The sequence below is a fragment of the Cypionkella sp. genome (assembly GCF_028290025.1).
Classification (GTDB): domain Bacteria; phylum Pseudomonadota; class Alphaproteobacteria; order Rhodobacterales; family Rhodobacteraceae; genus Cypionkella.
In genome coordinates, this window is the sequence record NZ_JAQGKQ010000099.1 from 21421 (window position 1) to 48160 (window position 26740).

26 protein-coding genes and 1 pseudogene are annotated in these 26740 nt (G+C 58.9%); 19 read left to right on the forward strand and 8 right to left on the reverse strand.

Annotated features, from left to right (window positions below; translation table 11 throughout):
• Positions 1-3 precede the first annotated feature (3 nt).
• The 5 genes from ybgF to JWS10_RS18020 all read left to right on the forward strand — a co-directional run bounded on the left by ybgF (position 4) and on the right by JWS10_RS18020 (position 5482).
• Positions 4-837, forward strand: a complete 834-nt coding sequence (gene ybgF / locus JWS10_RS18000; RefSeq protein ID WP_299509178.1) for a tol-pal system protein YbgF — start codon at positions 4-6, stop codon at positions 835-837.
• Positions 828-2087 carry a tRNA lysidine(34) synthetase TilS gene (gene tilS, locus JWS10_RS18005; RefSeq protein WP_299509179.1) on the forward strand — a complete coding sequence of 420 codons (1260 nt, stop codon included), beginning with the start codon at positions 828-830 and terminating at the stop codon, positions 2085-2087. Before ybgF ends, tilS begins: the two co-directional genes overlap by 10 nt.
• Before the next feature lie 83 nt (positions 2088-2170).
• Positions 2171-4090, forward strand: a complete 1920-nt coding sequence (gene ftsH / locus JWS10_RS18010) for an ATP-dependent zinc metalloprotease FtsH (protein WP_299509180.1) — start codon at positions 2171-2173, stop codon at positions 4088-4090.
• Positions 4087-4872: a methyltransferase domain-containing protein gene (locus tag JWS10_RS18015; protein ID WP_299509181.1), complete on the forward strand. Its 786-nt coding sequence runs from the start codon at positions 4087-4089 to the stop codon at positions 4870-4872. The genes ftsH and JWS10_RS18015 overlap by 4 nt, the downstream gene beginning before the upstream one ends.
• A 1-nt stretch (position 4873) precedes the next feature.
• Positions 4874-5482: a sulfurase gene (locus tag JWS10_RS18020; protein WP_299509182.1), complete on the forward strand. Its 609-nt coding sequence runs from the start codon at positions 4874-4876 to the stop codon at positions 5480-5482.
• Positions 5483-5488: 6 nt separating this feature from the next.
• Here the strand turns inward: JWS10_RS18020 and JWS10_RS18025 are convergent, their stop codons facing one another.
• The gene (locus JWS10_RS18025; RefSeq protein WP_299509183.1) at positions 5489-5854 is read right to left on the reverse strand and encodes a hypothetical protein; all 366 of its coding nucleotides are present in this window, start codon (positions 5852-5854) and stop codon (positions 5489-5491) included.
• A gap of 459 nt (positions 5855-6313) precedes the next feature.
• Here JWS10_RS18025 and JWS10_RS18030 point away from each other — a divergent pair, with 459 nt between their 5' ends.
• From JWS10_RS18030 to JWS10_RS18050, 5 genes are all read left to right on the forward strand, one after another.
• A complete protein-coding gene (locus JWS10_RS18030; RefSeq protein ID WP_299509184.1) occupies positions 6314-7990 on the forward strand; it encodes a formate--tetrahydrofolate ligase in 1677 nt (558 codons plus the stop codon).
• A 171-nt stretch (positions 7991-8161) separates the two neighbouring features.
• A complete protein-coding gene (locus tag JWS10_RS18035; protein WP_299481261.1) occupies positions 8162-8464 on the forward strand; it encodes a chorismate mutase in 303 nt (100 codons plus the stop codon).
• Positions 8465-8473: 9 nt separating this feature from the next.
• Positions 8474-9352: a bifunctional 5,10-methylenetetrahydrofolate dehydrogenase/5,10-methenyltetrahydrofolate cyclohydrolase gene (locus JWS10_RS18040; protein WP_299509185.1), complete on the forward strand. Its 879-nt coding sequence runs from the start codon at positions 8474-8476 to the stop codon at positions 9350-9352.
• Positions 9353-9361: 9 nt separating this feature from the next.
• Positions 9362-10252, forward strand: coding sequence for a bifunctional methylenetetrahydrofolate dehydrogenase/methenyltetrahydrofolate cyclohydrolase FolD (gene folD, locus JWS10_RS18045; protein WP_299509186.1), 891 nt, complete (start codon positions 9362-9364; stop codon positions 10250-10252).
• Between the two features lie 107 nt (positions 10253-10359).
• Positions 10360-11196, forward strand: a complete 837-nt coding sequence (locus JWS10_RS18050; protein ID WP_299509187.1) for a LytTR family DNA-binding domain-containing protein — start codon at positions 10360-10362, stop codon at positions 11194-11196.
• Here JWS10_RS18050 and pdeM read toward each other — a convergent pair.
• The gene (pdeM, locus tag JWS10_RS18055) at positions 11191-11847 is read right to left on the reverse strand and encodes a ligase-associated DNA damage response endonuclease PdeM (RefSeq protein ID WP_299509210.1); all 657 of its coding nucleotides are present in this window, start codon (positions 11845-11847) and stop codon (positions 11191-11193) included. The two genes, JWS10_RS18050 and pdeM, sit on opposite strands and share 6 nt — an antisense overlap.
• Before the next feature lie 103 nt (positions 11848-11950).
• Entirely contained in the window at positions 11951-14341 is a 2391-nt protein-coding gene (locus JWS10_RS18060) for a ligase-associated DNA damage response DEXH box helicase (RefSeq protein WP_299509188.1), read from the reverse strand.
• A 156-nt stretch (positions 14342-14497) separates the two neighbouring features.
• On the opposite strand from JWS10_RS18060, the gene JWS10_RS18065 reads away from it, so the two are divergent.
• The 4 genes from JWS10_RS18065 (at position 14498) to JWS10_RS18080 (ending at position 17973) form a co-directional block, all read left to right on the forward strand.
• The gene (locus JWS10_RS18065; RefSeq protein WP_299509189.1) at positions 14498-15310 is read left to right on the forward strand and encodes a TIGR00282 family metallophosphoesterase; all 813 of its coding nucleotides are present in this window, start codon (positions 14498-14500) and stop codon (positions 15308-15310) included.
• Positions 15307-16254 (forward strand): DMT family transporter, encoded by a 948-nt coding sequence (locus JWS10_RS18070; RefSeq protein WP_299509190.1) that lies wholly within the window; start codon positions 15307-15309, stop codon positions 16252-16254. The genes JWS10_RS18065 and JWS10_RS18070 overlap by 4 nt, the downstream gene beginning before the upstream one ends.
• An 84-nt stretch (positions 16255-16338) precedes the next feature.
• Positions 16339-17082: a YebC/PmpR family DNA-binding transcriptional regulator gene (locus JWS10_RS18075; RefSeq protein ID WP_299509191.1), complete on the forward strand. Its 744-nt coding sequence runs from the start codon at positions 16339-16341 to the stop codon at positions 17080-17082.
• 375 nt (positions 17083-17457) lie between these two features.
• Entirely contained in the window at positions 17458-17973 is a 516-nt protein-coding gene (locus JWS10_RS18080; protein ID WP_299509192.1) for a hypothetical protein, read from the forward strand.
• A 217-nt stretch (positions 17974-18190) separates the two neighbouring features.
• On the opposite strand, the gene JWS10_RS18085 is transcribed toward JWS10_RS18080, so the two are convergent.
• The gene (locus JWS10_RS18085) at positions 18191-19078 is read right to left on the reverse strand and encodes a LysR family transcriptional regulator ArgP (RefSeq protein WP_299509193.1); all 888 of its coding nucleotides are present in this window, start codon (positions 19076-19078) and stop codon (positions 18191-18193) included.
• Between the two features lie 84 nt (positions 19079-19162).
• On the opposite strand from JWS10_RS18085, the gene JWS10_RS18090 reads away from it, so the two are divergent.
• The 5 genes from JWS10_RS18090 (at position 19163) to JWS10_RS18110 (ending at position 22140) form a co-directional block, all read left to right on the forward strand.
• On the forward strand, positions 19163-19546 hold the full coding sequence (locus JWS10_RS18090; protein ID WP_299509194.1) for an ACT domain-containing protein: 384 nt from the start codon (positions 19163-19165) through the stop codon (positions 19544-19546).
• Positions 19539-20144, forward strand: a complete 606-nt coding sequence (locus JWS10_RS18095; protein ID WP_299509195.1) for a LysE/ArgO family amino acid transporter — start codon at positions 19539-19541, stop codon at positions 20142-20144. Before JWS10_RS18090 ends, JWS10_RS18095 begins: the two co-directional genes overlap by 8 nt.
• A gap of 615 nt (positions 20145-20759) precedes the next feature.
• The gene (locus tag JWS10_RS18100) at positions 20760-20900 is read left to right on the forward strand and encodes a hypothetical protein (RefSeq protein WP_299509196.1); all 141 of its coding nucleotides are present in this window, start codon (positions 20760-20762) and stop codon (positions 20898-20900) included.
• Between the two features lie 824 nt (positions 20901-21724).
• The gene (locus tag JWS10_RS18105) at positions 21725-21793 is read left to right on the forward strand and encodes a hypothetical protein (RefSeq protein ID WP_299509211.1); all 69 of its coding nucleotides are present in this window, start codon (positions 21725-21727) and stop codon (positions 21791-21793) included.
• A 170-nt stretch (positions 21794-21963) separates the two neighbouring features.
• Positions 21964-22140 (forward strand): hypothetical protein, encoded by a 177-nt coding sequence (locus JWS10_RS18110; protein ID WP_299509197.1) that lies wholly within the window; start codon positions 21964-21966, stop codon positions 22138-22140.
• Here JWS10_RS18110 and JWS10_RS18115 read toward each other — a convergent pair.
• The 4 genes and pseudogenes from JWS10_RS18115 to JWS10_RS18130 form a co-directional block, all read right to left on the reverse strand.
• The gene (locus JWS10_RS18115) at positions 22125-22700 is read right to left on the reverse strand and encodes a DUF1349 domain-containing protein (protein WP_299509198.1); all 576 of its coding nucleotides are present in this window, start codon (positions 22698-22700) and stop codon (positions 22125-22127) included. The genes JWS10_RS18110 and JWS10_RS18115 overlap by 16 nt on opposite strands.
• 92 nt (positions 22701-22792) lie before the next feature.
• Positions 22793-22936, reverse strand: a complete 144-nt coding sequence (locus tag JWS10_RS18120; RefSeq protein ID WP_299509199.1) for an entericidin A/B family lipoprotein — start codon at positions 22934-22936, stop codon at positions 22793-22795.
• A 77-nt stretch (positions 22937-23013) separates the two neighbouring features.
• Positions 23014-23151 (reverse strand): annotated as a pseudogene (locus tag JWS10_RS18125) (IS3 family transposase); the annotation flags it as partial.
• Between the two features lie 670 nt (positions 23152-23821).
• Positions 23822-26584, reverse strand: coding sequence for an EAL domain-containing protein (locus JWS10_RS18130; protein WP_299509200.1), 2763 nt, complete (start codon positions 26582-26584; stop codon positions 23822-23824).
• Between the last annotated feature and the right edge of the window lie 156 nt (positions 26585-26740).

Sequence of the window (26740 nt, forward strand, 5' to 3'; positions counted from 1 at the left end):
CTGATGCGTTGGCTGGCTTTATGTTTGGTGTTACTGCCCTTGCCCGCGCTTGCGCAGGACAAGGCGCAGACCCTTGCGGATTTGAAGGCGGAACTGGGCCAATTGTCGGCCCAGTTCAATAGCTTGAAGGCCGAACTGGTGCAATCGGGTGCGGCCTCTAACGGGGCTGGCGGCGGTGATGCTTTGCAGCGGATGGACGCGATGGAGGCGGAACTGACGCGGGTGACCGCGAAGGCCGAGGAAATCGAGCTCAAGCTGAACCGGGTGATCAGTGATGGCACCAACCGGATCGGCGATATTGAGTTTCGTCTGTGCGAGCAGACCGAGGGCTGTGATCCCTCGAACATCCCGGAAACTCCGGTGTTGGGTGGCGATAGTGCTGGGGCTGCTCCGAGTGCTCCGGTTGCGAGTGCTCCGGTCGCGACGGATACGGGCAGCGATGCGCCGGAATTGGCAATGGGTGAAAAGAACGATTTTGACCGGGCCAAGGGGGTGCTCGGTCAAGGTGACTTTCGCACCGCCGCGGACCTCTTTGCGGCCTTTACCCAATCCTATCCTGGCAGCCCGTTAAGCGAGGAGGCCAATTTCGACCGTGGCGAGGCTTTGTCGAAACTGAACGACACCCCCAACGCCGCGCGGGCATATCTTGAAGCGTTTTCCGGCAAGCCGGATGGGCCGTTTGCGGCGGAGTCGCTGTTGAAACTGGGTCAAGCGTTGGGCACTTTGGGGCAGACGCCCGATGCCTGCGTGACCTTGGCCGAGGTCGGCAATCGCTTTCCGGGCACGGTTCACGCGACCAATGCGCAGGTGTCGATGCAGGGACTGGGGTGCCAGTAGGCGACTTAGCTTCGCCTGATCCTGACGCGCAACTGCTTGAATTGGCGGCGCATAGTTTTCCGGACACCGCGCGTATTGGCGTGATGGTGTCGGGTGGCGGCGATTCGATGGCGCTGCTGCATTTGGTGCATAGGGCCGGAGAATTGCGCGGCTGGCTGGTGGAAGCAATCACCATTGATCACGGGTTGCGCACCGAGGCTGCGGCAGAGGCTGAAATGGTCGCGCGAGTTTGTGCAGGGCTTGGGATTGCGCACCAGACCAGCGTTTGGCAGCGTGAAGACAATACTGGCAACCTGATGAACCTTGCTCGGCAAGCCCGATACCGATTGGCGACGGACTGGGCGCAGGCGCGCGAGCTTAGCCATGTCGCGGTGGGTCACACTGCGGATGATCAGGCGGAGACTTTTCTGATCGGTTTGGCGCGGCAAGCGGGGATCGATGGGCTGTCGGGGATGCGCGGCAGTTGGCAGCAGGGCGGCGTGACCTTTGCGCGGCCTTTGTTGAGCGTTCCACGTGCCGATCTGCGGGCTTATCTGGTGCGCCAAGCGATCACATGGGTCGATGATCCCAGCAATGACAACGCCCATTATACCCGCGTCAAAGCCCGCAACGCTCTGGCCGTGCTGGCGAACTTAGGCATCACCGCGACGACACTGGCGACGGTGAGCGATAATCTCGAATCCGCGCGCTTGGCTTTGCTGCGGCAGTTTGTCGATGCGGCGCGAATGGTCACGCAGACTGAGGCGGGCAGTTTGAGCCTTCCGCGCGAAGAATTTCTGCGACTGCCCACGGAAATGCAGCGCCGTCTGCTGATCGCCGCGCTGCAGTGGATTTCGGGCGTCAGTTATCCGCCGCGAGAAGCTGGGCTGAGGGCGGTGCAACGGGCGCTTGCTGTGCAAAAAGACGCGACGCTCGGTGGTGTGCGGTTTCGGGTTAAGGGCGATGCGATCTGGGTTTTGCGTGAGGCGAGGGCGGTGGATGCATTGGAGTCGCCGACCACGCAACCGTGGGACAACCGCTGGCAACTGACCGGCCCCCATGCCCCAAACCTGACCATCCGCGCGCTTGGGGCTGAGGGTTTGCGCTCCTGCAAAGACTGGCGCGCGACCGGACATGCCCGGGATGCGTTGTTGGTCACGCCTGCGATTTGGCAGGGCCAGACGCTTATTGCCGCACCCCTTGCCGGATTTCCTAATGATTGGTGCGCGATTTGCAGCCCCAGCTTCGGATCATTTGTCTTATCGCATTGAACCCGCGCGCGTTATCTCTATCTTAACAACAATCGCCAATACTGGCCCCAAACGGGCCGCCCGGCCAATCAAACGGAGACGTCGTGGGTAACGCACGAAACATCGCATTCTGGGTCGTCCTCTTTCTGTTGATCCTTGCCCTTTTCCAAATGTTTAACGGCGGCGCAGGCACCTCGGCGTCGCGCAATGTGCCATATTCTGAGTTCATTCAGCGGGTTGAGTCCGGCGATGTCGCCTCGGTCAAGCTGGACGGCGAAAGCGTGGTCGTGAAGGCCAAGGATGGCACCTCTTACGCCACCATCGCGCCAAGCGATCCGATGCTGACCGATCGGCTGCTCGCCAAAGGCGTTGTGGTTGAAGCGCAAAGCCAGCAACAATCCGGTATTCTGTCGCTGATGTCGGTTTGGTTGCCGTTCATCGTGCTTATCGGCGTGTGGATTTTCTTCATGAACCGGATGCAGGGCGGCGGCAAAGGCGGTGCGATGGGCTTCGGCAAATCGCGGGCTAAATTGTTGACCGAAAAGCAGGGCCGCGTGACGTTTGACGACGTGGCGGGCATTGATGAGGCGAAAGAGGAGCTGGAAGAGATTGTGGAGTTCCTGCGCAATCCGCAGAAATTCTCGCGTCTTGGTGGCAAGATTCCGAAGGGTGCCTTGTTGGTTGGACCTCCCGGCACCGGTAAAACTTTGCTCGCGCGTGCGATTGCTGGTGAGGCTGGCGTGCCGTTCTTTTCAATTTCCGGTTCAGATTTTGTTGAGATGTTCGTTGGTGTTGGTGCAAGCCGTGTCCGCGATATGTTTGAGCAAGCTAAGAAAAACGCTCCTTGCATCGTGTTTATTGACGAGATTGACGCCGTGGGCCGCGCCCGGGGTGTTGGCGTCGGCGGTGGCAATGATGAACGTGAGCAAACCTTGAACCAGTTGCTGGTTGAGATGGACGGTTTTGACGCCAATGAGGGCGTGATCATCGTTGCGGCCACCAACCGCAAAGATGTGCTCGACCCGGCTTTGCTGCGCCCCGGTCGGTTTGACCGCACCATCCACGTGCCGAACCCCGATATCAAAGGCCGTGAGAAAATCCTGTCGGTGCATGCCCGTAAAGTGCCATCGGGCCCGGATGTTGACTTGCGGGTTATCGCGCGTGGCACCCCGGGTTTTTCGGGTGCCGATCTGGCAAACCTGGTGAACGAAGCAGCGCTGTTGGCTGCGCGTGTCGGCCGCCGTTTTGTCACAATGTCTGACTTTGAATCTGCCAAAGACAAGGTGATGATGGGGGCCGAGCGCCGCTCTATGGTGCTGACGGATGAGCAAAAAGAGCACACCGCTTACCATGAAGCGGGCCATGCGATTGTCGGCATGGCTTTGCCAAAATGTGACCCGGTTTATAAGGCGACGATCATCCCACGCGGTGGCGCATTAGGTATGGTTGTCAGCTTGCCCGAGATTGATCGCCTGAATTGGCACAAGGATGAGTGCAAGCAGAAGATCGCGATGACGATGGCGGGTAAAGCTGCCGAGATTTTGAAATGGGGCGATGCCTCGGTTTCTAACGGGCCGTCGGGCGATATTCAGCAAGCCTCGGGTCTGGCGCGCGCGATGGTGATGCGCTGGGGCATGTCGGATGCGGTTGGCAACATCGACTACGCCGAAGCGCATGAAGGCTATCAGGGCAAAACCGCCGGGCTTTCGGTGTCAGCAGAGACGAAAATCCTGATCGAAAAGGAAGTGAAGCACCTGATCGACGAGGGTTATGAGACCGCGCACCGTATCTTGACCGAGCAGGCCGAGGGCTTTGAGCGGCTGGCCAAGGGTTTGCTGGAGTATGAAACCTTGACGGGTGAAGAAATCCGCAAGGTGGTCGCGGGCGAGTTGCCGAGTGCTGTCGATGATGGCATGGGCGATGGGCCAAGCGGCGGCAGTGGGGTGATCGCGATCCCGAAAACCCGGCCGCGTAAGCCAAAACTGGTTGAGCCTCCGCAGGCCCCGATGGAGCCTTCTGCGTGAGCGCAAACGATAAAAATGACTGGAACCCCGAGACCTACGCAAGGTTTCGGGGTTTGCGTTTGCGGCCAGCGCTGGATTTGCTGGCGCAGGTGGGTGATTTGCCGGATGGTGAAGTGGTTGACCTTGGTTGCGGCGATGGCGCGGTGGCAGGGGCTTTGGCGGCTCGGTTTGCGGATCGGGCATTGCGCGGAGTGGATAACTCGCAAGCCATGCTGGCAAAGGCTGGCGCGTTGGGGATTTATCGCAGCGTTGAGGTCCGCGATATTGCTGAATGGTGGCCTGCTGAGCCGCCAGCGCTGATATTTTCAAACGCCGCACTGCAATGGCTGCCGGATCATGCGGCGCTGATGCCGAAACTCGCGGGGTATCTTGCGCCGGGTGGTATGCTGGCGGTGCAGATGCCACGGCAATTCAAAGCGCCGTCGCATCGTTTTCTGCGCGATCTCGCAGGGTCTATGTTTAGTGACCGTTTTGATTTTTCGCATGAAACCTCGCCCTGCGCAAAGGCCGAGGAGTGTCACGCGATGCTGTCGCCATTGGGCACGGTAGAGGCGTGGGAGACCGAATATGTGCAGCGGCTGGAGCCCGACACGGCTATGCATCCGGTGCGGGCTTTCACCCAAGCCACCGCGATGCGCCCGATTGCCGAAAAGCTGAACGCGGCAGAGCTTGCGGCATTCTGTGCGGCTTATGACACGACGCTGTCTGCTGCTTATCCGTTGCAACCGGATGGCGCGGTGCTTTTTCCATTTAAGCGGGTATTTTTCACATTAAAGGTCTGAGATGCCAGCACTTATTGCCACCGACTTTATCGGCACGATCACCTGGCTGGGCCGCGTTGCTGACCGCGATGCGGCACTGGAAAGTGCGGCGCTGAACGAGATTTTCGCGGGCTTCGATGGGCCGCAAGGCGAGGCGCATGGCGGGGTCAACCGACCCGCTTGTAGCCGGGTGGCGGGGCTATACAAGCGCAACCTGATCATCCGCAACACCCGGCAGTTTGCGGTGATGTCGGCCGAGGATTTGGCGCAGATCGCGGCAAATATGAAGCTCGCGCAGCTTGACCCGGCGCTGCTGGGCACCAGTCTGGTGATCGAAGGCATCCCGGATTTCAGCCATCTGCCGCCGTCCAGCCGTCTGCAAGCCGAGGGTGGTGCTACCTTGGTGGTCGATATGGAAAACCGCCCCTGCACGCTGCCCGCGCGGCCGATTGAGAACAACCATCCGGGCTATGGCAAAAGCTTCAAACGCGCCGCCGTTGGCCTGCGCGGGTTGACCGCTTGGGTTGAGGCAGAGGGCGTGCTGCGGTTGGGGGCGAAGATGCGGCTGTTTATCCCAGACCAGCCGGTCTGGGCGCAGTTTCATCAGGCGCGCGGCACGCTCAGTTTGTAAGGGCGGCTACCGCAGGAAATCGTTGGCGATCATGTCGTTGACGCCGATCACCGTGGGGCTGAAATCGACGGTCTTGTCACCATTCAGATCGGCTTGTACCAACGTGTTAGCTCCTGAATTGATCGCCCACACCGCGCCATGCGCGCCGTTAAAGGCCGCAGACCGCCACCAGACGAAGCTTTTATTCTGCGCCAGCAACGGATTGGCGTCGATGGCGGTCAGCTTGATATGGTCGGCTTCGGCGCGGCTGAAACCGTAGTTTAGATCGCGGCCAGCAGCCGAAGCGGTGCAGTCCGAGGCGGTGAAAAACGCGAAATGATCCAGCCAGACCCTCCGCGCAACTGATCCGAGCCTGCGCCACCGACAAGCCACGGTACTGAAAATCTTGGCGTTACAGCTGCCCGCAATGGTGCCGTTCTCGGTATCGACGAGACATCGGCAAAGCCGCCGATCATATCGCCCTGCGCGTGCCCGCCGCTGCGCGTGGCACTCGGCAGTGTCCGGTCTTGCCGATATTGGAAAGCCCCTATGAAAATTGGGCGGTGGAAGGGTCGCTGCAAAAATTGTCACGTTAAAACTGCGTTTGTAATTACGCAAAAAATGCGCGTTCGCTCAAGCGTTTCGAGGCGAAGGGCGCATGGCACAGCCGCCGGGCATGGCGCGTGGAATCTGAGCCAGCGCGGAATATTACCCTGATCCGTTCCGGTCTTTCCGATCGGAAACCATTCACGGCGATTTTGCATGGGAAGAAGTCGGAAAAGCGCGTTTGAATTGCAGTTTTCTCCGCTATCACGTCGCCAACGGGATAGTCCGCACCCCTTGGAGATAATAATGGCCTTCAAAACCGACATCGAGATTGCACGCGAAGCCAAGAAAAAGCCGATCATGGAGATTGGTGCGAAACTTGGCATTCCGGCGGAGCATCTGCTGCCCTACGGCCATGACAAAGCCAAGGTGAGCCAAGAGTTCATCAAATCGCTTGCGGGTCGCCCGGATGGCAAGCTGATCCTTGTGACCGCGATCAACCCGACGCCTGCTGGCGAAGGCAAAACCACGACGACGGTTGGTTTGGGCGATGGCCTGAACCGTATCGGCAAAAAGGCAGTGGTTTGTATCCGGGAAGCCTCGCTGGGCCCTAACTTTGGTATGAAGGGTGGCGCTGCGGGCGGCGGTTATTCTCAAGTCGTGCCGATGGAAGAAATGAACCTGCATTTCACCGGCGACTTCCACGCCATCACTTCTGCCCACAACCTGCTGTCGGCGATGATCGACAACCACATCTACTGGGGCAACAGCCTTGAGATTGACGCGCGCCGTATCGTTTGGCGTCGCGTGATGGACATGAACGACCGGGCTTTGCGCGATATCGTGGTAAACTTGGGTGGCGTGTCGAACGGCTTCCCGCGTCAGACCGGTTTTGATATCACCGTGGCTTCGGAAGTCATGGCGATCTTGTGCCTTTCCAATGACTTGGAAGATCTGGAAAAGCGTCTCGGCGATATCGTTGTGGCCTATACCCGCGCGAAAACTCCGATCTATGCCCGCGATATCAAGGCTGACGGCGCTATGACCGTGCTGCTGAAAGACGCGATGCAGCCGAATATCGTGCAAACGCTGGAAAACAACCCGGCCTTCGTGCATGGCGGCCCGTTTGCCAACATCGCGCATGGCTGTAACTCGGTTATCGCCACCAAAACTGCGCTGAAACTCGGCGAGTACGTGGTGACGGAAGCTGGCTTCGGTGCTGACTTGGGCGCTGAGAAATTCTTCGACATCAAGTGCCGCAAGGCTGGTTTGAAGCCATCGGCTGCTGTGATCGTCGCCACTGTGCGCGCGATGAAGATGAACGGCGGCGTGGCTAAGGCTGACTTGGGTGCGGAAAACGTTGATGCGGTGAAAAAGGGCTGCCCGAATTTGGGCCGTCACATCGGTAACGTCAAAGGTTTCGGCGTACCAGTTGTGGTCGCGATCAACCACTTCTTCAGCGATACCGATGCCGAGATTGCAGCGGTTAAAGCTTACGTGGCCGAGCAGGGCGCAGAGGCGATCTTGTGTAAACATTGGGCTTTGGGGTCGGAAGGCATCGAAGAACTGGCGCATAAAGTCGTGCAAATGGCCGAGTCTGGTGCCGCGAACTTCGCTCCGCTGTATCCTGACGACATGCCATTGTTCCAAAAGCTGGAAACCATCGCAAAGCGGATTTACCATGCTGATGCGGTGATCGCTGACAAGTCGATCCGCGATCAGTTGCGGGTTTGGGAGGCTGCGGGCTACGGCCATCTGCCGATCTGTGTGGCAAAAACTCAATACAGCTTCACCACCGATCCGACCGTGCGGGGGGCTCCGACTGGCCACACTGTGCCGGTTCGCGAAGTGCGGCTGTCGGCTGGCGCTGGTTTCGTGGTCGCAATCTGCGGTGAGATCATGACCATGCCGGGTCTGCCGAAAGTGCCTTCTGCCGAAGTGATCCGCCTGAACGCGGATGGCAACGTCGAAGGGCTGTTCTAAACCGCCGCGAAAATGGCTGGGGCAAAGCGGATTGCGTTTGGTTTAAGATAAAACCCCCGAATTCGCCCGATCTATGGGCGAATTCGGTGTCAAGAAAAACGCAAACCGCTACGTCACCTTGCCTTTGGGCTGCATCGGAATTAACTCCGTGTCAGCCCAAAGGAGAGCGCGATGAAAGCCCCGGCTGATTGCCAAACCATGCAGGAACTCCGCGTGCAGATTGATCTGCTGGATGCGGAAATCGTGGAAAAACTGGCGCTGCGGGCGGGTTACATCGACCGCGCGATTGAGTTGAAACAGATAGAACTGCTGCCCGCCCGGATTGATGATCGCATAGAGCAGGTGGTGGATCGGGTGCGGGCGCGGGCATTGCTCGAAGGGCTGGATCCTGCGTTGACGGAAGACCTCTGGCGGCGGTTGATGGAGTGGTCCATCGCCCGAGAGGAACAGGTTCTGGGGCCGGACAGCCCCTGAAAGGGCGATATGACGGCGACGCTGATTGACGGAAAAGCCATCGCGGCGCGGATGCGGGGCGAGACTTTGCGCGATGCGCGGGCGTTGACCGAAAGTGGTTGGGCGCCGAAACTGGTGTCGATCTCGGTCGGCGATGTGGCTGCGGCAGAGATATATGTGCGCAACCAGCAGCGGCAAGCCAGTGAGGCGGGCGTCGGGTTTGAGGCGCGGAATTATCCTGAAAGCATTAGTTTAGAGCAGCTTACCGGGGTTCTTGCGGGGCTGAACGCTGATCCTCGGGTCAATGGCATCATCATCCAGCGGCCTTTGCCTGCCCATATCCCGGTGAAGGCGCTGCAAAAGGCGGTGCATCCGTTGAAGGATGTTGAGGGGATGCATCCGGCGAGCATCGGCAATATCGTTTACAACGATCTGGCACTCGGGCCTTGCACGGCTGTGGCTGCGGTGGAGATTTTGAAAACTCTGCCCCTGAAGCTGGAGGGCTTGGACGTTTGCGTCATTGGCCACAGTGAAATCGTCGGCAAACCGATTGCTTTCCTAATGATGAGCCTTGGTGCGACGGTGACGGTGTGCCACCATCTGACCCGGCAAGTTGCGGTGCATAGCCGTGCCGCGGATGCGGTGTTTGTGGCGGTGGGCAAGCCGGGGCTGGTGACAGGTGCTATGCTGAAACCCGGCTCGGCTTTGATCGACATTGGGATTAACCGGGTTGACGGTAAGACCGTGGGCGATGCCGATTTTGAAAGCTGCTCTAAGGTTGCGGGCTGGATCACTCCGGTGCCCGGCGGTGTGGGGCCGGTGACGGTGGCCACATTGATGAAGAACGCCGTGCTGGCGACGCGGATGCAAATGGACCATTATCGCAGCGCCTTCGCGGCCGCGAACTAGGAGACGAATATGACCGCTACTGTGATCGACGGCAAAGTTTTCGCGGCCAAGGTGCGCGCGCAAGTGCAGGCGCATGTTACCAAGCTGAAAGCGGATCATGGCATTCAGCCGGGGTTGGCGGTGGTTTTGGTGGGGGAAGACCCGGCGTCGCAGGTTTACGTGCGCAACAAACATGCCTCAACCGTTGAGGTTGGAATGGCATCTTTCGAACATCGCCTGCCTGTGGATACGTCTGAGCCTGATCTGCTGGCGCTGGTTAAATCGCTCAACAGCGATCCGAAAGTTAACGCTATCCTCGTGCAGTTGCCGTTGCCTGCTCACCTGAATTCCGAGCTGATTATCAACACCATCGACCCGACCAAAGACGTGGACGGCTTTCACATTTCCAATGTTGGCCTGCTTGGCACGGGTCAGAAAAGCATGGTGCCCTGCACGCCGCTTGGTTGCCTGATGATGCTGCGCGACCATCACGGCAGTTTGGCGGGGCTGAATGCGGTGGTGGTGGGGCGTAGTAGCATCGTCGGCAAACCGATGGCGCAGCTGTTGCTTGGCGACAGCTGCACGGTGACGATCGCACATAGCCGCACCAAGGATCTGGCGGCGGTCTGTCGTGGTGCCGATATTCTTGTCGCAGCCGTTGGTCGCCCCGAGATGATCACCGGAGATTTCGTCAAACCGGGTGCCACGGTGATCGACGTTGGTATCAACCGCATCGAGCGCGACGGCAAAAACAAGCTGGTCGGCGACGTGCATTATGCATCTGCGGTCGAAGTTGCAGGCGCGATCACTCCGGTGCCCGGTGGCGTAGGGCCGATGACGATCGCTTGCCTGCTTGCCAACGCGCTTACGGCCTGCTGCCGCGCCAACGGTCTGCCCGAGCCTGAGGGTTTGACGGCCTAAGCGTTGCTAAAAAGTCATTGGCGACCGCTTGCGACAATCCCCCGATTGCCTCTGCGTAAACCTCTCGGTAAGCAAATGTGAGTAACCAGTAGCGCGCCCGAGGAACAATGTCGGCGTTTTCGAAAAGATTTAAGGTTGAAGTAACATCAGGCGTTGCCCTCTCATTTTGGGCTTGTCTGATTTTGTTCGTGGCTGTGACTGGCCCGTTTGGCACCTATGCTGCCTTTGGCTTTGTGCAGCGATTGCTGACGTTTACGCCAATAATGTTGGCGACGCTGATGCTGGCTGCGGTGATCCGTACGCTGGTGTTCAGCATATTGCGACCGTGGAGTTTTCGATGGGCCTGCACGCTGAATGCGGTCGTGGCAGCCTTGATCATTGCGCCCATCCTCGATCAATTCATGCGGTACATTTCTGATAATAATGCCGTGACGGTTCCCGACATGGGCGAGTTGCTGTTGCTGGTGTTCTCGCTTTCCTTGGGAATGTCTTCATTGCGTCGCGCGGTCGCACCGCAGTCTTATTGGGAATCATTTCCGCCCGGAGCGTTGCCGCAACCGACAGCCGCACCCACGCCCGAGCCAGAAGCATTGCTAGAAGCCGAGCCCGAAGCCGAGCCCGAAGTGCCGCGCCACCCGCGTTTGCTACAGCGGATAGAGGCTTATGCGCGTGGCGATCTGTTGGCGGTTTCGGTGCGTAATCATTATGTCGATGTGCAGACCAGCAACGGCGTGGCTGGCCTTCTGATGCGGCTAAGCGATGCCATCGCGGAAACTGATCCGGTCGAAGGCGCGCAAATCCATCGCTCGCATTGGGTGGCGTGGGACGCGGTCCGTGCGGCGGAGCGTGACGGTAGCAAAGTGTTTGTCACATTAAGCAATGGCACCAGACTACCGGTGTCGAAGGTTCATCAGCAAAAGCTGGTCGAGCGCGGCCTGCTATAGCTGCGGCATTGTCCGGGGCATCGGCAGCGCCAGCGCGGTCTTGCCAATCGCCACAGCCAAAGCCTGTGGCTGCATCAGGTTGGTTAGCGCCGCGTCATATGTCCACAGCCCGCCGGTATAGCTGCCATAGGCTGGCATGATCACCCGCGTGGCGTCGAGCAGAAAGCACCGCCGCGCACGCCCTGCCAGCCGCAGCTTTGGGTGGTAATGCCCTGAAATCTCAGGCGTATCCCCGCTGGCGATATGGCGAAACGCCAGCGGCCCCAGTTGCATGTCGGCGAGATGACTGCCTCCCAACGCGAATGGTCCGGCATCGTGGTTGCCCTCTATCCACACCCAATCCCGCCCTGCTATAAGTCGGGTCAACCAGAGCTGATCGCCAGCTTCCATCGCGTCGGCTGCGTGGAGATCGTCAAAACTGTCGCCAAGGCAGATCACCCGCCGCGCGCCGGTGGACTCCAGATCATCGTCCAGCCGTTGCAGGGTATCGCGGGTTTCAAACGGTGGCAGTAGCGCGCCACCGCGTCGGGCGAGGCGTTCGGATTTGCCGAAATGCAGGTCTGACACTACCAATAATTTCTCGGCAGGCCAGAACAACGCCCCTGAGGCGAGGGCAATCAGATCGGCGGAGGCAAGGGTGAAACGATACATCGCGGCAGCTTTGCCAGAGCGTTGCAGGCTTGACAAGACCACGCCTTATTCCGTGGCAACGCCGCTGAGCGGGGGCTCGAAGCCCCCCGAAGTGGCCGTGGTTTCAAGCCAGCCCGGCATCCCGCATCAGCTGCGCCGCTGCATCCGCTGCCAACCGCTCGCGCGCCGCCCCTTCGACCGGAACCCGCCCCATTTCCAAAAACAGCGGCACCGCCAAGGGGGAGGGGCGTTCCAGCTGGATATGGTCAATGCGGTCGCCAATGCGTTCCAGCATCGTATCCAGCCTGCCAAAATCGATTAGCCCGCGCATCGCCTCGTCGCGGGTGATCTGCAACATCAGATGGTCTGGGTCATATTTGCGCAACGTGTCATATAGAATGTCGGAGGAAAACGTCGCCTGCCGACCCGATTTGCGCCGGCCCTGATGGCTGCGCTCGATCAGCCCCGCCACAATTGCCACGTTGCGAAAGGTGCGTTTCATCACCGCATTGCCGCCAAGCCATGTTTCCAGATCGTGCCGCAAGGTGGTTCGATCCAGCAGTGCTGCGGGGTCGCACGCGGGCTCCAGCCCCCAAGTCAGGGTGGCATAGTCGGTTGCAACGAAGCCCAGCGGCGCAAGGCCCTGATCCTCCATCCGCTTGGTCAGCAGCAGGCCGAGGGTTTGTTGCGCGTTGCGGCCCGCAAAGCCATACAAAACCAGATGCTCTCGCCGCTCATACGGGAACGTCTCCACCAACAGCCGCCCCGGCTGTGGTAGGCGCGATACATCTCGCTGCAAGGCCAGCCATTCGGCGGTATGATAGGGCAGGTTGGGCCAGTCCGGTTGCTGGAAAATCTGCAAAATCCGCTCGGACAGTTGGGTAGACGTGGCAAATTTCGTGCCGCCATACACCGCCACCCGAGGGTCACGCCCTGGCTGCCGCGTAACCTCCACCGTCATTTCGCGCAAGGCATCGTAGCGCACCACTTGGCCGCCGATCAGAAAGGTATCGCCGGGGGTGAGCGTGCTCGCAAAAGCCTCCTCAACCTCACCCAATGGAGTGCCACCGCTCCGACCCTTCAGCCGCACTTTCAGGGTTTCGGTGTCAATAATGGTGCCGAGGTTTTGCCGGATCACCACCGCCGCGCGCGGATCGCGCAGCGACCATTTGCCGGCCCTGATCATCAGCCGCTGCCATTTGTCATAGGCACGCAGGGCATAGCCGCCGGTGGCGACAAACTCCAAGCAATCGTCGAAATTTTGCCGCGAAAGTCCGGCATAGGGGCCAGCGGTGATCACCTCGGCATAAAGCGCATCGGCATCGAACGGGGCGGCGCAGGCGGTCGCGAGGATATGCTGGCAGAGCACATCCAGCGGCCCCGGCCCACGCGGCTCTCCGTCGAGCTGATGTGCGACGACGGCTTGCAGGGCCGCCTGACATTCGACCACTTCAAAGCGATTGGCGGGCACCAGCAGCGCCTTTGACGGCGCGTTATAGCGGTGGTTGGCGCGGCCAATCCGCTGCACGAGGCGCTTGACGTTTTTGGGTGCGCCGACCTGAATAACCAGATCGACGTCGCCCCAGTCGATGCCGAGATCAAGCGAGCCGGTGCAAACAATCGCGCGCAACTGACCCGCCACCATCGCAGCCTCAACCCGGTCACGCTGTTCGCGCGCGAGGCTGCCGTGGTGGATGCCAATCGGCAGATCATCGGTGTTCAGCAGCCAAAGATTGTAGAAGAAAATCTCGGCCTGAGCGCGGGTGTTGTGAAAGATCAGTGTGGTTTTATGTTGGCGGACCTGATCTAAAATTGCCGGTATCGCATAGCCAGCACCGCCCCCTGACCAAGGCGGCGGCGCTGGGGTGACCAGCATGGAAATGTCCGGGTCAGGGCCGGGATCGGCTTGCATGATCACCGTATCCGCGCCCAGAAAAGCCGCCAGCGCCGGAGGGTCTTCCACCGTAGCCGACAGCCCCACCCGGCGCAGACCCGGCGACAGTGTCTCCAGCCGCGCCAGTTGCAGCATCAACTGATCGCCGCGTTTGCTTTCGGCAAGCGCATGAATTTCATCGACAATCACCCGGGATAGCCCAGCGAAAATCCGCGGCGCATCCTCGTAGGTCAGCAGCAGCGCGAGGCTTTCCGGCGTCGTCAGCAAGATATGCGGCGGATCGGCGCGTTGGCGGCGTCGCTGGGTGTAGGTGGTGTCGCCGGTGCGATCCTCTATGCGGATCGGCAGGTTCGCGCCCTCAACCGGACGCCGCAAATTGCGCCGGATATCGGCCGTCAGCGCCTTTAGAGGTGATATATACAGAGTGTGCAGGCCCTTGTGCGCACCGTCTGCGAGTTCTGCCAAGCTCGGCAGAAAGCCCGCGAGGGTCTTGCCTCCCCCGGTGGGCGCGATCAGCAGCGTGGACGGCTGATCCGCCCGCCCCAGCATCGCCACCTGATGCGGATGCAGGCCCCAGCCTTGGGCGGCAAACCAGTCCAACAAGGCGGCGGGTAATTCCATCCCGCTAACCTAAGCGCCGCCGCGCCAAAGAAAACCCCACAGTCCGGTCTTTGCAATTTCATCTGCTCATAAATATCCCCGCCGGAGGCTTCCACCGCCGCCGCAATGTCGCGGATAGGCTTGCCGCCGCCTGCGCCAAGCCCTAAGCCGATCTGCATGAAAATACTGTTTTTAGGCGATGTAATGGGGCGGGCAGGGCGCGCGGCGATTGTGGATCGCTTGCCGAGCCTGCGCCGCGATTGGGGTCTCGATTTCGTCGTGGTCAATGGCGAGAACGCGTCGCAGGGAGCGGGTCTGACCGCGGAACATGCCAAGGTGTTGCTGGCGGCTGGTGCGGATTGTCTGACCTTGGGCGACCATGCCTTCGACCAAAAGGACATGCTGCAATTCATCGAACAAGAACCGCGCATTATCCGACCACTGAACTTTTCCAAGGTAGCCCCCGGTCGCGGTGTGAAGATTTTTGACGCCACTCAAGGCCGCAAGGTTTTGGTGACTCAGGTGCTGGGCCAAGTGTTTATGAAGCGTCCGTTTGATGATCCCTTCAGCGCAGTGGAAACCATCCTGAAAACGCACCGTCTGGGGGCAGCGGTGCAAGCTGCGGTGGTTGATGTCCATGCTGAGGCTACGTCCGAGAAGATGGCGATGGGGCATTGGTGCGACGGGCAGGCTTCGCTGGTTGTCGGCACCCACACCCATGTGCCGACCGGAGACGCGCAGATTTTGGCGGGCGGCACGGCTTATCTGAGTGATGCTGGCATGTGTGGCGATTATAATTCCGTCATCGGCATGGAAAAGCTGGAGCCTTTGCGTCGCTTTATCACCGGCATGTCGAGCGCGCGGTTTACTCCCGCCGAAGGTCCGGCCACTTTGTCGGGCGTTTATGTTGAAACCGATGATCGCACCGGTAAATCTCTGAAAATCAAGATGATCCGCAATGGCGGCGTGTTGGAGCAATCTTCCCCATGACCACCGCACCGCTCTCGCATACCACCGCGCAAAGCACACCGAAACGCTGGCATTTGCTGCTGATCTTGCTTTGCCTCGGCCTTGGCTGGGGCATGACGCAGCCCTTAGGCAAGATCGCGGCCTCCACCGGGCACAAACCGTTCGGGTTGATCTTCTGGCAGTTGACCGTCTGCACCCTAGTGCTCGGCACGCTGACTTTGCTGCGCGGCAAACGCCTGTCGCGCCGCCCCGAAGCCCTGCGGTTCTATGTTGTCGTGGCGATTCTCGGCACTCTGGTGCCCAACGCGACCTTCTATATCTCGGTCGCGCGCCTACCGTCCGGCATCATGTCGATCCTGATTTCGATGGTGCCGCTGCTGGCCTTTCCGATGGCGATGGCGTTGGGGATGGACAACTTCTCACCCCGTCGTCTCGCGGGCCTTGGTCTTGGTCTGGCCGGAGTTTTGTTGATCGCTCTGCCAAACGCCAGCCTGCCAGACCCCGCGATGGCGGCTTTCCTGCCCATCGCGATGATCGGCCCGTTGTTTTACGCGATGGAAAGCACCTATGTTGCCAAAACCGGTACCGCCGGGATGGACGCTTTGCAGGCGATGTTTGGCGCGTCATTGGTTGGCTTGATCCTTTGCACGCCGATCATGCTGGCGCTCGGTCACTTCTTCCCGATGCCGCTGCCGCCCGGAAAAGCCGAATGGGCGTTGATTGCGTCGTCGTCGTTACACGCGCTGCTATATTCCGCCTTCGTCTGGCTGGCCTCCAAAGCCGGAGCGGTGTTCGCCTCGCAATCGAGCTACATCGTCACTGCATCCGGTGTGATCTGGGCGATGCTTCTGCTGGGTGAGCGTTTTAGCCCGTGGGTCTGGGCCGCAGCCGTCGTGATGCTCGCGGGCCTCAGCCTTGTGCAGCCGAAAATGAAGGTTCAAAGCCTGCAACCCTTGAACGAATAGCGCCAGTTTTTAAGGCGGGGTTGCACCCGCAGCCTTGGCTGGTGTAAGGCAATCCAACACTGAAGTAGCGATCGGAGACGGGTCATGGCAGGCCATTCAAAATGGGCGAACATCCAGCACCGCAAGGGTAAGCAGGATAAAGCTCGTTCAAAAGTGTTCTCGAAGCTGGCGAAGGAAATCACCGTCGCAGCGAAGATGGGGATGCCCGATGTGGATATGAACCCGCGTCTGCGTCTGGCCGTGAAGGCCGCGAAAGCCGTGTCGATGCCGAAAGACGTGATCGACCGCGCGATCAAGAAATCGCAGATGGGCGATGGCGCGGATTATACCGAAATCCGCTACGAAGGCTACGGCGCGAACGGCATCGCCATCATGGTTGAGGCTATGACCGACAACCTGAACCGCACCGCCTCGAACGTGCGCAGTTATTTCTCGAAATGTGGCGGCAATCTGGGGCAGACTGGTTCTGTGTCGCATGGCTTTGATCGGGTGGGTGAGATTTCTTATCCCGCCTCGGTCGGCTCGGCTGACGATGTGATGATGGCGGCTCTGGATGCTGGCGCGGATGATGTGGAATCCGATGAGGACGGCCACTGGATCTATTGCTCGGTCGAAAGCCTGAACGAGGTTTCCGATGCGTTGGAAAAGGCGTTGGGCGAGTCGTTGGAGTCGAAGCTGATCTGGAAAGCGCAAGCTTTGACCGATGTGGATTTGGACACCGCCACCAAACTGATGCGCCTGATCGACATGCTTGGAGAGGATGACGATGTGCAAACCGTCACCCATAACTTCGATATGAGCGAAGAAGTGGCTGCGCAGCTGGGGTAAATCTTGTGAGATTGGCGGAGGTTCGGTTCACCTACCGCGCCTCTACTCCACGATCGCCAAAAGCCGCGCACACCCGCGCGGCTTTCTTCATTCTCCCAATGCCCCACGCACCACAAAGGGCAACGCCTGACCGCCGGGCTGGCGCAGCAACCTCAGTTCTGCACACTTAATCCTCCAACCAACTCCCCAAAAGTTCTAAGCGGGACACCGCAAAAGCGCCCGCCCGATGGGGCGGTCAGGCGCTGCCCGGCGGCGCAAGCGCCTTGATTCCGGGCTGGGGGCTTTGCTTGGGAGGTTGCGACAGGGTAGGGTAGCTGAATGACCGCGATGCGGACAAAGCGGGCGTTCCGTGGTTGCTCAGGCTTTCGAATTTGATTGAAAAATCTTCAATCAACGGCATGCCTGACACTAATCCGCCGCCATACCAAAAGATCGAGGGAGCTTGACAGCGTTGGTGCTTCATCATCAAAAGCAAGTATGTTCCGATATCAATTTATTCCCACCGATACCCCCTTTTCGATCCCAAAAGAGATGACCAAGTTTAAGTGTCTGATCTTGATCGAGCGTAGGGTTAGCCGGGAATTTCAACAAAAAGTCAGCAGAGCCCTCATAGAAGCCGGATGCCTGTATTCGTTGGCTTGGGGCATTGACTGCACGACATGGGACGATAGCGTCGATTGGGCATTTCTTGAGCACTATGGTTACGGCGAATACCCGGACGACAAATACGTCATAACTACATGGCATGAAAATAACACGCTCCAAGAAACAATAGAATTCGCAAAGAACTGCACACAATATTCGGATGTGAAGCTGGACGACATTCTAATTCTCGACTTTCGACCCGAACAACGAGCGAGGTTCATTGAGGGGCTCTATGCAAACGCCTGAGAGCGGCCAATCGGACTTCGACACAACGGGCTCTAAATGACAATCGCGCGTCAGCTCGGTTCCCAACCAAGCAGTGTGCCGATTTGGCAGGTCGACGGGCAGCGACATCACGCTCTGTTGCCGCGCTTCACCGTCAAAACGTTAAAAATCCCTTAAATTACCCACCGCATCCCTTTGATATACCTCAACAAAAAAACCTCCCAAGTTGGGAGCCCCCCTATCCCCCAACCAAAACTCTCCCCGCAGCGGCCCGGATCTCTCGGGTCAGCGAAGCCAAAGCCGGGGCAGTCAGGCGGCTGAATTGCCAGTGCAGGGCGACGTCTAGCGGGGTGTTTGGCACCATCTCGACCAGCGCGCCCGAGGCGAGATAGGGGGCGGCCAGCACCTCGGGGTTCATCGCCCAGCCTAAGCCCGCGAGGCAGCCATCGACGAACGCCTGCGAGGAGGCGAGGCGGTGGCTCGGGAACGCCGCGCGCTTGGCCTTTGCGCCGATCTGCTGCTCCACCCAAATATCCTGCAAGCGATCCTTGTCCGAGAACCGCAACGCCGGGGCGGCAGCCAAAGCCGCCGCCGTCACCCCATCTGGCATCCACCGCGCCATATAGGCGGGCGAGGCGGTGGCGCGGTATCGAAGCGCGCCAAGCGGGATGGTATCGCAGCCCTGCAACGGGCCGGGATGTGCGGTGATTGCGGCTGCGACCTCACCTCGTTTCAGCCAATCCTGACTGACATCCTGATCGTCAATCACCAGATCAAACAGAAAGCCATCGGTGGCGGCGAGTGCCGGGATCACCCAAGTCGCCAGACTGTCAGCATTTACCGCGATCCGCAGCGTGGCAGGGCGCGGTGACAGCCACGGCAGGTCGGTGGCAAGGGTGCGCTCCAGCAGCGTCAGCTCGTCATGGTGGCGGATCAGCCGAAGGCCCGCCGGAGTGGCGGTGCAGGGTTGGCCGCGTCGGATCAGCAGAGCGCCTGCGGTTTCCTCTAGCGCCTTCAACCGCTGCGAGATCGCGGAAGGTGTGACGTGCAGTTCGGCCGCCGCGAGGTCGAACGACCCGCGGCGGTGGACAGCGGCAAGGGCTGCCAATTGGGCGGGGTCAAACATTAGCCGGGCTTACCTGATGGCAGAAGGATTAATTTGATTAAGCTGGCGGCAACCTGCTAGGTCAAGTGCAAACAGGGGAAGACAATGGCGGGCGAGGCGGATTTAACGGTGTTGTTGCGCACGATGCGGCCGAAGCTGCACGCGCAGCCATACGGCTATGCGGTGAGCGATCGTGCTGTTGCGGGAGCCTTTGCGCAGATTGTGGAGCCTGAGGGGATGACAGTGATCGCAACGCTGGCGGTTCTGGCGGCGCATGGCATCCCTACCGACTCCGCTTGGGCGCGTATTAGCCTGACGGTGCATTCTGATTTGGCGGCGGTTGGCCTGACGGCTGCGATTGCGCAGGCTTTGGCGGCGCAAGGGATTAGCGCCAACGTGGTCGCCGGGTTCTACCATGACCACGTTTTTGTGCAGTGGGAGCGCCGCGAGGATGCAATAGCGGCTTTGCGGGGGCTGAGCGGTGTATGAGGCCGCGCTGCATGGCTATTTGCTATCGCTCAGCCTGATCCTCGCGATTGGCGCGCAGAACGCATTCGTGCTGCGGCAGGGACTGCGACGCGAGCATGTTGGCATCGTTGTTCTGGCCTGCGCTGTTTCGGATGCGATTTTGATTGCGGCGGGCGTCAGCGGCTTCGGCGCGGTCTCGGTGATGGTGCCTTGGATCGGCGAGGCGATGCGCTGGGGTGGGATGGTGTTTTTGCTGGTTTACGGCGCGCTGCGGTTCAAGGCGGCGCTGGCGGGGGGAGAGGCTTTGCAGCCCGGTGATGGATCGGTAGCCAGTGTGGCGAAGGTGCTTACGACAGTGATGGTGCTGACTTGGGCCAACCCGCATGTTTATCTTGATACGGTGGTGCTGCTCGGTTCGATCTCGGCGCAGTATCCGGGGCATCGCTTGGCTTTTGGGGTGGCTGCAGCTGCAGGTAGTTTCAGCTTCTTTACGGCTTTGGGCTACGGCGCGCGGTTGCTGGCTCCGGTGTTTGCCAATCCGAAAGCTTGGGTGGTGCTGGAGATTGTTGTCGGCGCGACGATGTGGGCGATCGCACTTGGGCTGGCTTTTGGCGGTTAGGCTCAAGTTTGATCTGGCGCAAATCTAAGCGCCACAACGCGCTCGGCCTGCGTGACTGAAATAATTAAGGCGTTACCGTGCGCTCTGGTGCGGCCGTGATAACGGGTTTTTCCTGCTTCTGTCGCCAAGCGTTCTGCGGACGTACAGATGCCCGGAAGCGCATTGGAGTTCTTCAGGGACACTACATTTTCTTGCCACCCCCTCGACACATCCGCGACCTATTGCCGTGTGATCTTGCCGGTGTGGTGGTTGAGCAATTCGTATCAGTAGCCGTCGGGGCTGGCAGGCCGCGACGGCGCTTCTAGTTAGATCCTTATGGCATATCAGCATTTTCCCTCGTAGCGCATTATCCCCAGTTCTCACAATCGACTGAATTCTCCGACTTGAAAGGCCATACTGACAAAGGCTAATGTTCGCCATATGTTGTCAGTACTCAGGAGTTGAGCATGGCGCGGATCGAAGCCTTCCCAAACGTTGCGTGGAACCTCGAGTGCCTTGCGCGCCGTCGCTGTGCCGTTGCCAGCCTGCGGGCTGGTATCGTCGGGAACGGCGCACACGCCTGTCCGGGATCCTATCACTTGGGTACACAAGTCGTTCGAACTGTACCGCGATAGTATGGCGGATAACGGCAGCCGTATCTTCGCGCTGGCGCGCATCGAAGCCGACTTCATCGCGGCGCTATGTGCCCTCAATTTTGACGATACTACCCGGCAGCTACGCTCGGCGATGGCCGAGGTTGAAGCGTTGAAGTGTTAGGATTGCGACGGCTCCAGAAGGTGATCAGATCGTCCGCTCGCGCGCAGCTGGCCGCACGGCCGCTGGGGCTGTTCTGAGGCAATGATGGACGGCGCCCAGCGACCGGCAACCGCATATCGGCTTATAGGCGATTTGATCCCCTATGCGCGCGATGCGCGGACGCATGACGAAGCTTAGGTGGCGCTGATCGCAGGCTAAATTTGAGAGTTCGGCTTTACCAATCAGGAGCTGGTCGACGGCGAGAACGGTATCATTGCGGGCCATGGCCTGGTGATGGCGGCGTGGCTGTTGGGGCTGCCCCAAGTGCCGCTAATCGAACTCAGTCATCTCAGCGCGTCTCAGAAGTGCGCTTACGTGCTGGCGGACAACAAGCACGGCGAACGAACCAAACTGACGACAGCGATTCACCTGGCGAGGCTCACCGGTGCCACGCTTGTCATTGCCAAATTGGACAGGCTGTCGTGTAACGCGGCCTTCCTGCTAACCTTGCGGGACAGTGGCGTGCGATTCCTTGCCGTCGACATGCCGGAGGCGAACGACCTGACGGTGGTATCATGGCGTTGGTCGCCCAAGCGGAACGGGAGGCCATATCCCCGCGCACCAAAGATGCTCCGGCGGTGGCCCAGGCCCGGGGCACTAAGCTGGGCAACCCGAATGGGGCTGCCGCACTCAGGCGGGCGGGGAAGGGAGGATCCGCGCTGCGTGAGGCGGCTGCGGCCAACGCGGACCAGCACGAGGCTGATCTGGCGAAGGTGGTTTCCGATATACGAACTAGTGGCGCAATCAGCCTCAGGGCAATAGCAAGGGCGCTGACGGCCCGAGGCATGCTTACGCGACGCGGCGGGCAGTGGCAGGTTTCTAATATGAGGAACTTGCTCGAGAGACTAGGTTGAAGACAAGGGTCAAAAAGGGGCGGAAAGCGGTCAGTGAACCGCGCGGTAGTGGGAGCATGATCCAGGAAAGCGGCCGGTTGGCGTAACGACCCCGTCGCACCATGTTGCGATTTCTATCAGGCCTACGAGATCACAACTGCGAATACTTCGATGGTGAACGGCGCGTCATCATGATGCCGCTCGGCATTGTGATGCGGCAAGCGCAAAGTGGCCGCTCGGATCAGTTTGCCTCGATGGCAGCCACCATCCTGATCTCGACGACCGCGCCCTATTCGCAGTTTGGCAGCCTCAACGGCTTTGTTCACGCGGGCATTCAACATCTAGAGCTGGGTCAGGTCAGATCATGAAGAGCCTTGCCATTCGGTGCCCCGAGCTGAAATTCTGAGAACTGCACTTTCAAGCCCTCCCGCTCGGGGCTGCAGGCTACGGGGCCGACAAGGTAAGTCGATGCCTTTGGAAAACGGCAGAGACGCAACAGCGGCCAGCGCATTCCGTCTTGTGACCACTGTATTCGCAAGACGCCCTTTTCAACAGTAATCCGCAGATGGAGTATAGAGGCAGGTCCGTGGTGAACTGAGGTTGCCCAATCCGACTGACCGACCGTCAGGACGCTTCCAAGACAAGCCTCGCCGTCCGAGAGTTCGATCCCTGCCTTAACCCACGCTGTCTCGTCCACGCGCACCATGAGTCCGGCTTGGTCATATAGATCGGTATAGTCGCCCTTGATGCACAACGAAGCCGTAAAATCGCCCTCCCGGCGAGCCCCGAAAAAATGCCCAGAGTCGCGGGTGAAACCATAATAGGTGTTTAGCCAGAAATCCGACCCCTTGTCGGTTTTCATGTCCAGCACTTCCTCGGTTATCGCCCAGTTACGCGGCTCATTCAGCCAAGTGCATTTCTCGAACAAGGATTTCCCCTATGGTGATCCCTATCGGGATGTCGGGGCCGGGCCTCATGTCAGCGGGCTCTGGTCGCGCTGAATTGCCGCCGGTCACCCTCTTACATCTGAGCCTGGGTTTCTTGACTTTGATCTGTGATCGCTTCACCGGCGCCCTCAATGTCGCGACCGGCACCTTGGATCGTCTCGCAAGCGGTCAATGTCAAAAATGCGACGAGGGGCAGGAACAGAGTGCGCAGCTTCATGGGATGTTGTCCTTTGTTAGCATTACTTGAGAGACAAAAAGAGCATAAATTGGCGTGAGTGAAAAGCCCCTGGTTTGCTAGACGCTCTGCAGCTTCCGTTTCTGTTGCTGCCCGAAGTTGATTGGCAACAGCATCGCGTTCCTAACGTGTTTGCGTTGTGCGTTGTAGAAGAACTCAACGTAATCGAACACCTCGCGGCGCGCTTCTTCGCGGGTTTTTTTATTTCCTGCACCGGATGCGTTCGCGTTAGCGGTCGACTTCGCGATGAGCTCATGAACGAAACCCTGTTCCCTTCACTACACCACGCCCGCGTCACGCTGGCCGCTTGACGCAAAAGCCTACAACACCGAACGGCCCACTCCCGGCTGGGCTGGCAACGCCTCCGAGATCGCCCAGGCATTCGCCCCGCAACAGGGCCTGACGCTGCGCGACTCGCAAAGCTCCGCGCCAGCCCCCGTTGCCCAACCCGCCCAAATGGGCAAAACTCAAACCCAGAGTCTCGCTCACGCTGGATAAAAGTTAGGGGCAACGTCACCGCGCAAGTAACATTTTGAACCAAACTTCGCAGATCCATCCGGCCAGTGGCGAAAAAAACGGGCAATGCGCGCATAATTTGGTAAGCCTTTCGGCCAGGACGGCGACAGCAATGTCGGCCAGCCGATGTCAGTTAATAACAGGTCAATTTGTTCACAGACAACAGCTGCAGGTCGGCCTTCGGCCGATGCTGAGCTGATGATCGACTATTGCTTCGTCCCCTGTCCGCCCCGAACCGATCGCTGCCGCATAACGTGCTCGCTCGTCGCGGCAACAGTGTCTGAACAGCAGCCCCGATCCGAAAATAGGTTACGACTTTTGAAGCAGTAAAAATACTGCGCCAACCATAGCCTAACCCATGTCGGCCATGTCAACGCTGGCGGTCGACATTTCTCTGACTGAGCCCGATTCATCCTTTGTGCAAGATGTGTAAAGGAACTGTACGATCTCTAACGACGAGACTGGCTCGCTGAAATGGTAGCCTTGCATCTCATCGCAATGGTTTTTTCGGAGGAACGCGATCTGATCGTCGGTTTCAACGCCTTCGGCAATCACTCGCATATTAAGCTTTTGACCTAGCGATATGACGGCACTTGCAACCGCCTGATCGTTCGCGTCCGTCGCCAGATTGCGTATAAAAGACTTGTCGATCTTTAGCCGAGCCACGGGAAACGTTTTCAGTGCGGTTAAGCTCGAATAGCCTGTTCCAAAGTCGTCGATTGCTATCTGAACGCCCACTTTTTGCAACACATTCATTGTGTCGATCGCCCGGTCCACATCCTGCATGATCAGGCTTTCGGTAAGTTCGAGTTCAAGGTATCGGCCCTCGAGACCGCTTTTGGTTAGGGCGTCAGTAACGTGGTTGACGAAGTTGGTTTCCTTGAACTGCCTGGCTGAGACGTTGACGCTTACCACCATCGACGGCAAGCCCGCGGCCTGCCAAGCCTTGTTTTGCCGGCACGCTTCCCGCAGCACCCAATCGCCGATCGGCACGATCAAGCCGTTCTCCTCGGCCATCGGAATGAAGCTGATCGGCGCGACTAAGCCCAAGCGCGGATGATTCCAGCGGATCAACGCCTCGACGCCGAGGACCTTACCTGAGCGCAGGTCAACTTGAGGCTGATATAGCAACGTAAATTCAGCGCGAGCGAGTGCGTTACGCAACTCCTCCTGCAGCAGAAATTTTTCCCGAACCATTGCGTTAAACTCGGGCGCGTAGAACAGGAACTTGTCTCGGCCGAGCTCTTTGGCGCGGTACATGGCAGCATCGGCATTGGCCAGCAGCGATTCAACATCCGCACCGTCCCGTGGGTAATTTGCAACGCCCATGCTGGCTGTGGTTTTCAAATGATGCTCGCCAAGATCAACCGGGTAGCCAATCACCGTTCGGATCTTTTGCACGGTCTCGGCCACGTGATCGACGTCCGGGGCTTGGTCAAAGAGGAGGATCACAAATTCGTCTCCACCAAGCCGCACGACGGTGTCGGTCGTTCTCACGCATTCCACCATCCGGCCAGCGATGGTTTTCAGCAGGACGTCTCCAGCGTTGTGACCAAGGGTGTCGTTGACGAGCTTGAAATAGTCTAGGTCAATGAACACCACGCTTACCCAGCGCTCATTTCGTTGCGCAAAAAGGATCGCTTGCGAAAGGCGGTCTCTGAGCAAGGCACGATTGGGAAGTCCCGTCAACGCATCATGGTTGGCCATGAAATGGATGCGGTCTTCAGCGAGCTTGCGCTCAATTGCAATGCCTGCGAGGCGGGCCGTGAAATCTATGAGATTGCTCTCATCCTCCGTCGGTGTGCGTACAGTCATGGAATACATTGCAAAGACGCCCAGCACTTCGCCCGAGTGAGATAAGATCGGAGTTGACCAACATGACCGATAGCCGTAAGCGCTCGCCAAATTGCGATAATCATCCCAAAGAGGATCAGTCATTACGTCCGCGACAATGACGGACTGACGCCTATAGGCAGCCGTACCACAAGAACCCGCGCACGGACCGACGCGCATGCCGTCGATGGCATCTGTATAGGCTTTCGCCAAGCTCGGCGCTGCGCCATGGTGCAAATGGACACTGTCTTTGTCCAGAAGCATGACTGAGCCGAATATCGCTGTCAATTGTGACTCTATGAGGCGCATCGTGCGGTCAAGCACATCGTGAAGCGGCGCGCTTGTGGCGATCATTTCCAGTATGATCGCCTGCCCGATGCGAAGATCGTCGGCTCGCTTGCGCTCGGTGATATCACGGGCAATACCCACAAGGCCAAAAATTTCATTCTGGGCGTTTCGGACAGGAATTTTGGTCGAGGCGAGCCACTTGTCGGCGCCAAAGGTTCCTACAACAAACTCTTCTTTGCCAATCATCGGTTGACCGCTGAGCAGCACGTCCTGCTCGCTTACGCGAAATTTTTGTCCGAGTTCGTGACCATGCAAATCAAAATCGGTCAGGCCAATCATATCTCCTGTCTGGCGGCCGCAGTCGTCGGCAAGGGCCTTGTTGACGACCAAAAAGCGGCTTTCGGTATCCTTGACCCACAGATAATCAGGTACCCAGTCAATCAGCGTCTGCAGCGACACACGTTCGCTGGCGATAACGCGACTGGCAGCGATTTCGGTGATGTCCTCGTGGGTTGCGAGCCACCCCCCCTCGGGCATCGGGTGATGAACTATCTGGATCGTGCGACCATCTTTGAGCTCGACGGACCAATTTCGCGATACGGACTTCAAATTGATCGAGCGGGCCAAATCCATATAAGCCTCGCTTTCCATCGGTGCCGTCCCGGCGGAAAGGCGGCGCTCGACGATTTCCCCGAGAGTCATTCCCACGAGCAAGCTCTCTGGTGCCACGCGGTAGATTTCGGCGTAGCGACGATTAAAAAGCATCAGGCGCTCGTCGGCGCCGAATAAGCAGACGCCCTGCGAGATGTTGTCAATGACCATCGCGAGCCGTGTTGCTTCAGCTTCGAGCGTGGCGATCCGCCTCTGCTGCACATCCGACGCGGCATTCAGACCATCGTGATCAATCCTTCCCAAACTCCGATGTTGATTTGCGTCCAAACCGATCATAAGCACCTTGTCTGCGACCCCGCCTTTAGAAAGTCTTTGCGGCATTGACACTACCTCCCACGGTTTATTTCTCAGAATTACCAAGATTGCTACGAAATAAAGCGCCGAGTTCGAGCATCATTGACCGGTCCTAGAAGGTTTGTGAATGATATAATCTGCGTTCACGACACCTGGCTTAACAATCAGGGAAAGCACGCCGAT

What these genes read in the sequence shown, in the direction of transcription:
- ybgF (WP_299509178.1), top strand. Translation starts at nt 4, where the DNA reads ATGCGTTGGCTGGCTTTATGTTTGGTGTTACTGCCCTTGCCCGCGCTT.
- JWS10_RS18020 (WP_299509182.1), top strand. Translation starts at nt 4,874, where the DNA reads ATGCCAGCACTTATTGCCACCGACTTTATCGGCACGATCACCTGGCTG.
- JWS10_RS18030 (WP_299509184.1), top strand. Translation starts at nt 6,314, where the DNA reads ATGGCCTTCAAAACCGACATCGAGATTGCACGCGAAGCCAAGAAAAAG.
- JWS10_RS18035 (WP_299481261.1), top strand. Translation starts at nt 8,162, where the DNA reads ATGAAAGCCCCGGCTGATTGCCAAACCATGCAGGAACTCCGCGTGCAG.
- JWS10_RS18040 (WP_299509185.1), top strand. Translation starts at nt 8,474, where the DNA reads ATGACGGCGACGCTGATTGACGGAAAAGCCATCGCGGCGCGGATGCGG.
- folD (WP_299509186.1), top strand. Translation starts at nt 9,362, where the DNA reads ATGACCGCTACTGTGATCGACGGCAAAGTTTTCGCGGCCAAGGTGCGC.
- JWS10_RS18050 (WP_299509187.1), top strand. Translation starts at nt 10,360, where the DNA reads ATGTCGGCGTTTTCGAAAAGATTTAAGGTTGAAGTAACATCAGGCGTT.
- pdeM (WP_299509210.1), bottom strand. Translation starts at nt 11,847, where the DNA reads ATGTATCGTTTCACCCTTGCCTCCGCCGATCTGATTGCCCTCGCCTCA.
- JWS10_RS18060 (WP_299509188.1), bottom strand. Translation starts at nt 14,341, where the DNA reads ATGGAATTACCCGCCGCCTTGTTGGACTGGTTTGCCGCCCAAGGCTGG.
- JWS10_RS18065 (WP_299509189.1), top strand. Translation starts at nt 14,498, where the DNA reads ATGAAAATACTGTTTTTAGGCGATGTAATGGGGCGGGCAGGGCGCGCG.
- JWS10_RS18070 (WP_299509190.1), top strand. Translation starts at nt 15,307, where the DNA reads ATGACCACCGCACCGCTCTCGCATACCACCGCGCAAAGCACACCGAAA.
- JWS10_RS18075 (WP_299509191.1), top strand. Translation starts at nt 16,339, where the DNA reads ATGGCAGGCCATTCAAAATGGGCGAACATCCAGCACCGCAAGGGTAAG.
- JWS10_RS18085 (WP_299509193.1), bottom strand. Translation starts at nt 19,078, where the DNA reads ATGTTTGACCCCGCCCAATTGGCAGCCCTTGCCGCTGTCCACCGCCGC.
- JWS10_RS18090 (WP_299509194.1), top strand. Translation starts at nt 19,163, where the DNA reads ATGGCGGGCGAGGCGGATTTAACGGTGTTGTTGCGCACGATGCGGCCG.
- JWS10_RS18100 (WP_299509196.1), top strand. Translation starts at nt 20,760, where the DNA reads ATGGCGGATAACGGCAGCCGTATCTTCGCGCTGGCGCGCATCGAAGCC.
- JWS10_RS18110 (WP_299509197.1), top strand. Translation starts at nt 21,964, where the DNA reads ATGATGCCGCTCGGCATTGTGATGCGGCAAGCGCAAAGTGGCCGCTCG.
- JWS10_RS18120 (WP_299509199.1), bottom strand. Translation starts at nt 22,936, where the DNA reads ATGAAGCTGCGCACTCTGTTCCTGCCCCTCGTCGCATTTTTGACATTG.
- JWS10_RS18130 (WP_299509200.1), bottom strand. Translation starts at nt 26,584, where the DNA reads ATGCCGCAAAGACTTTCTAAAGGCGGGGTCGCAGACAAGGTGCTTATG.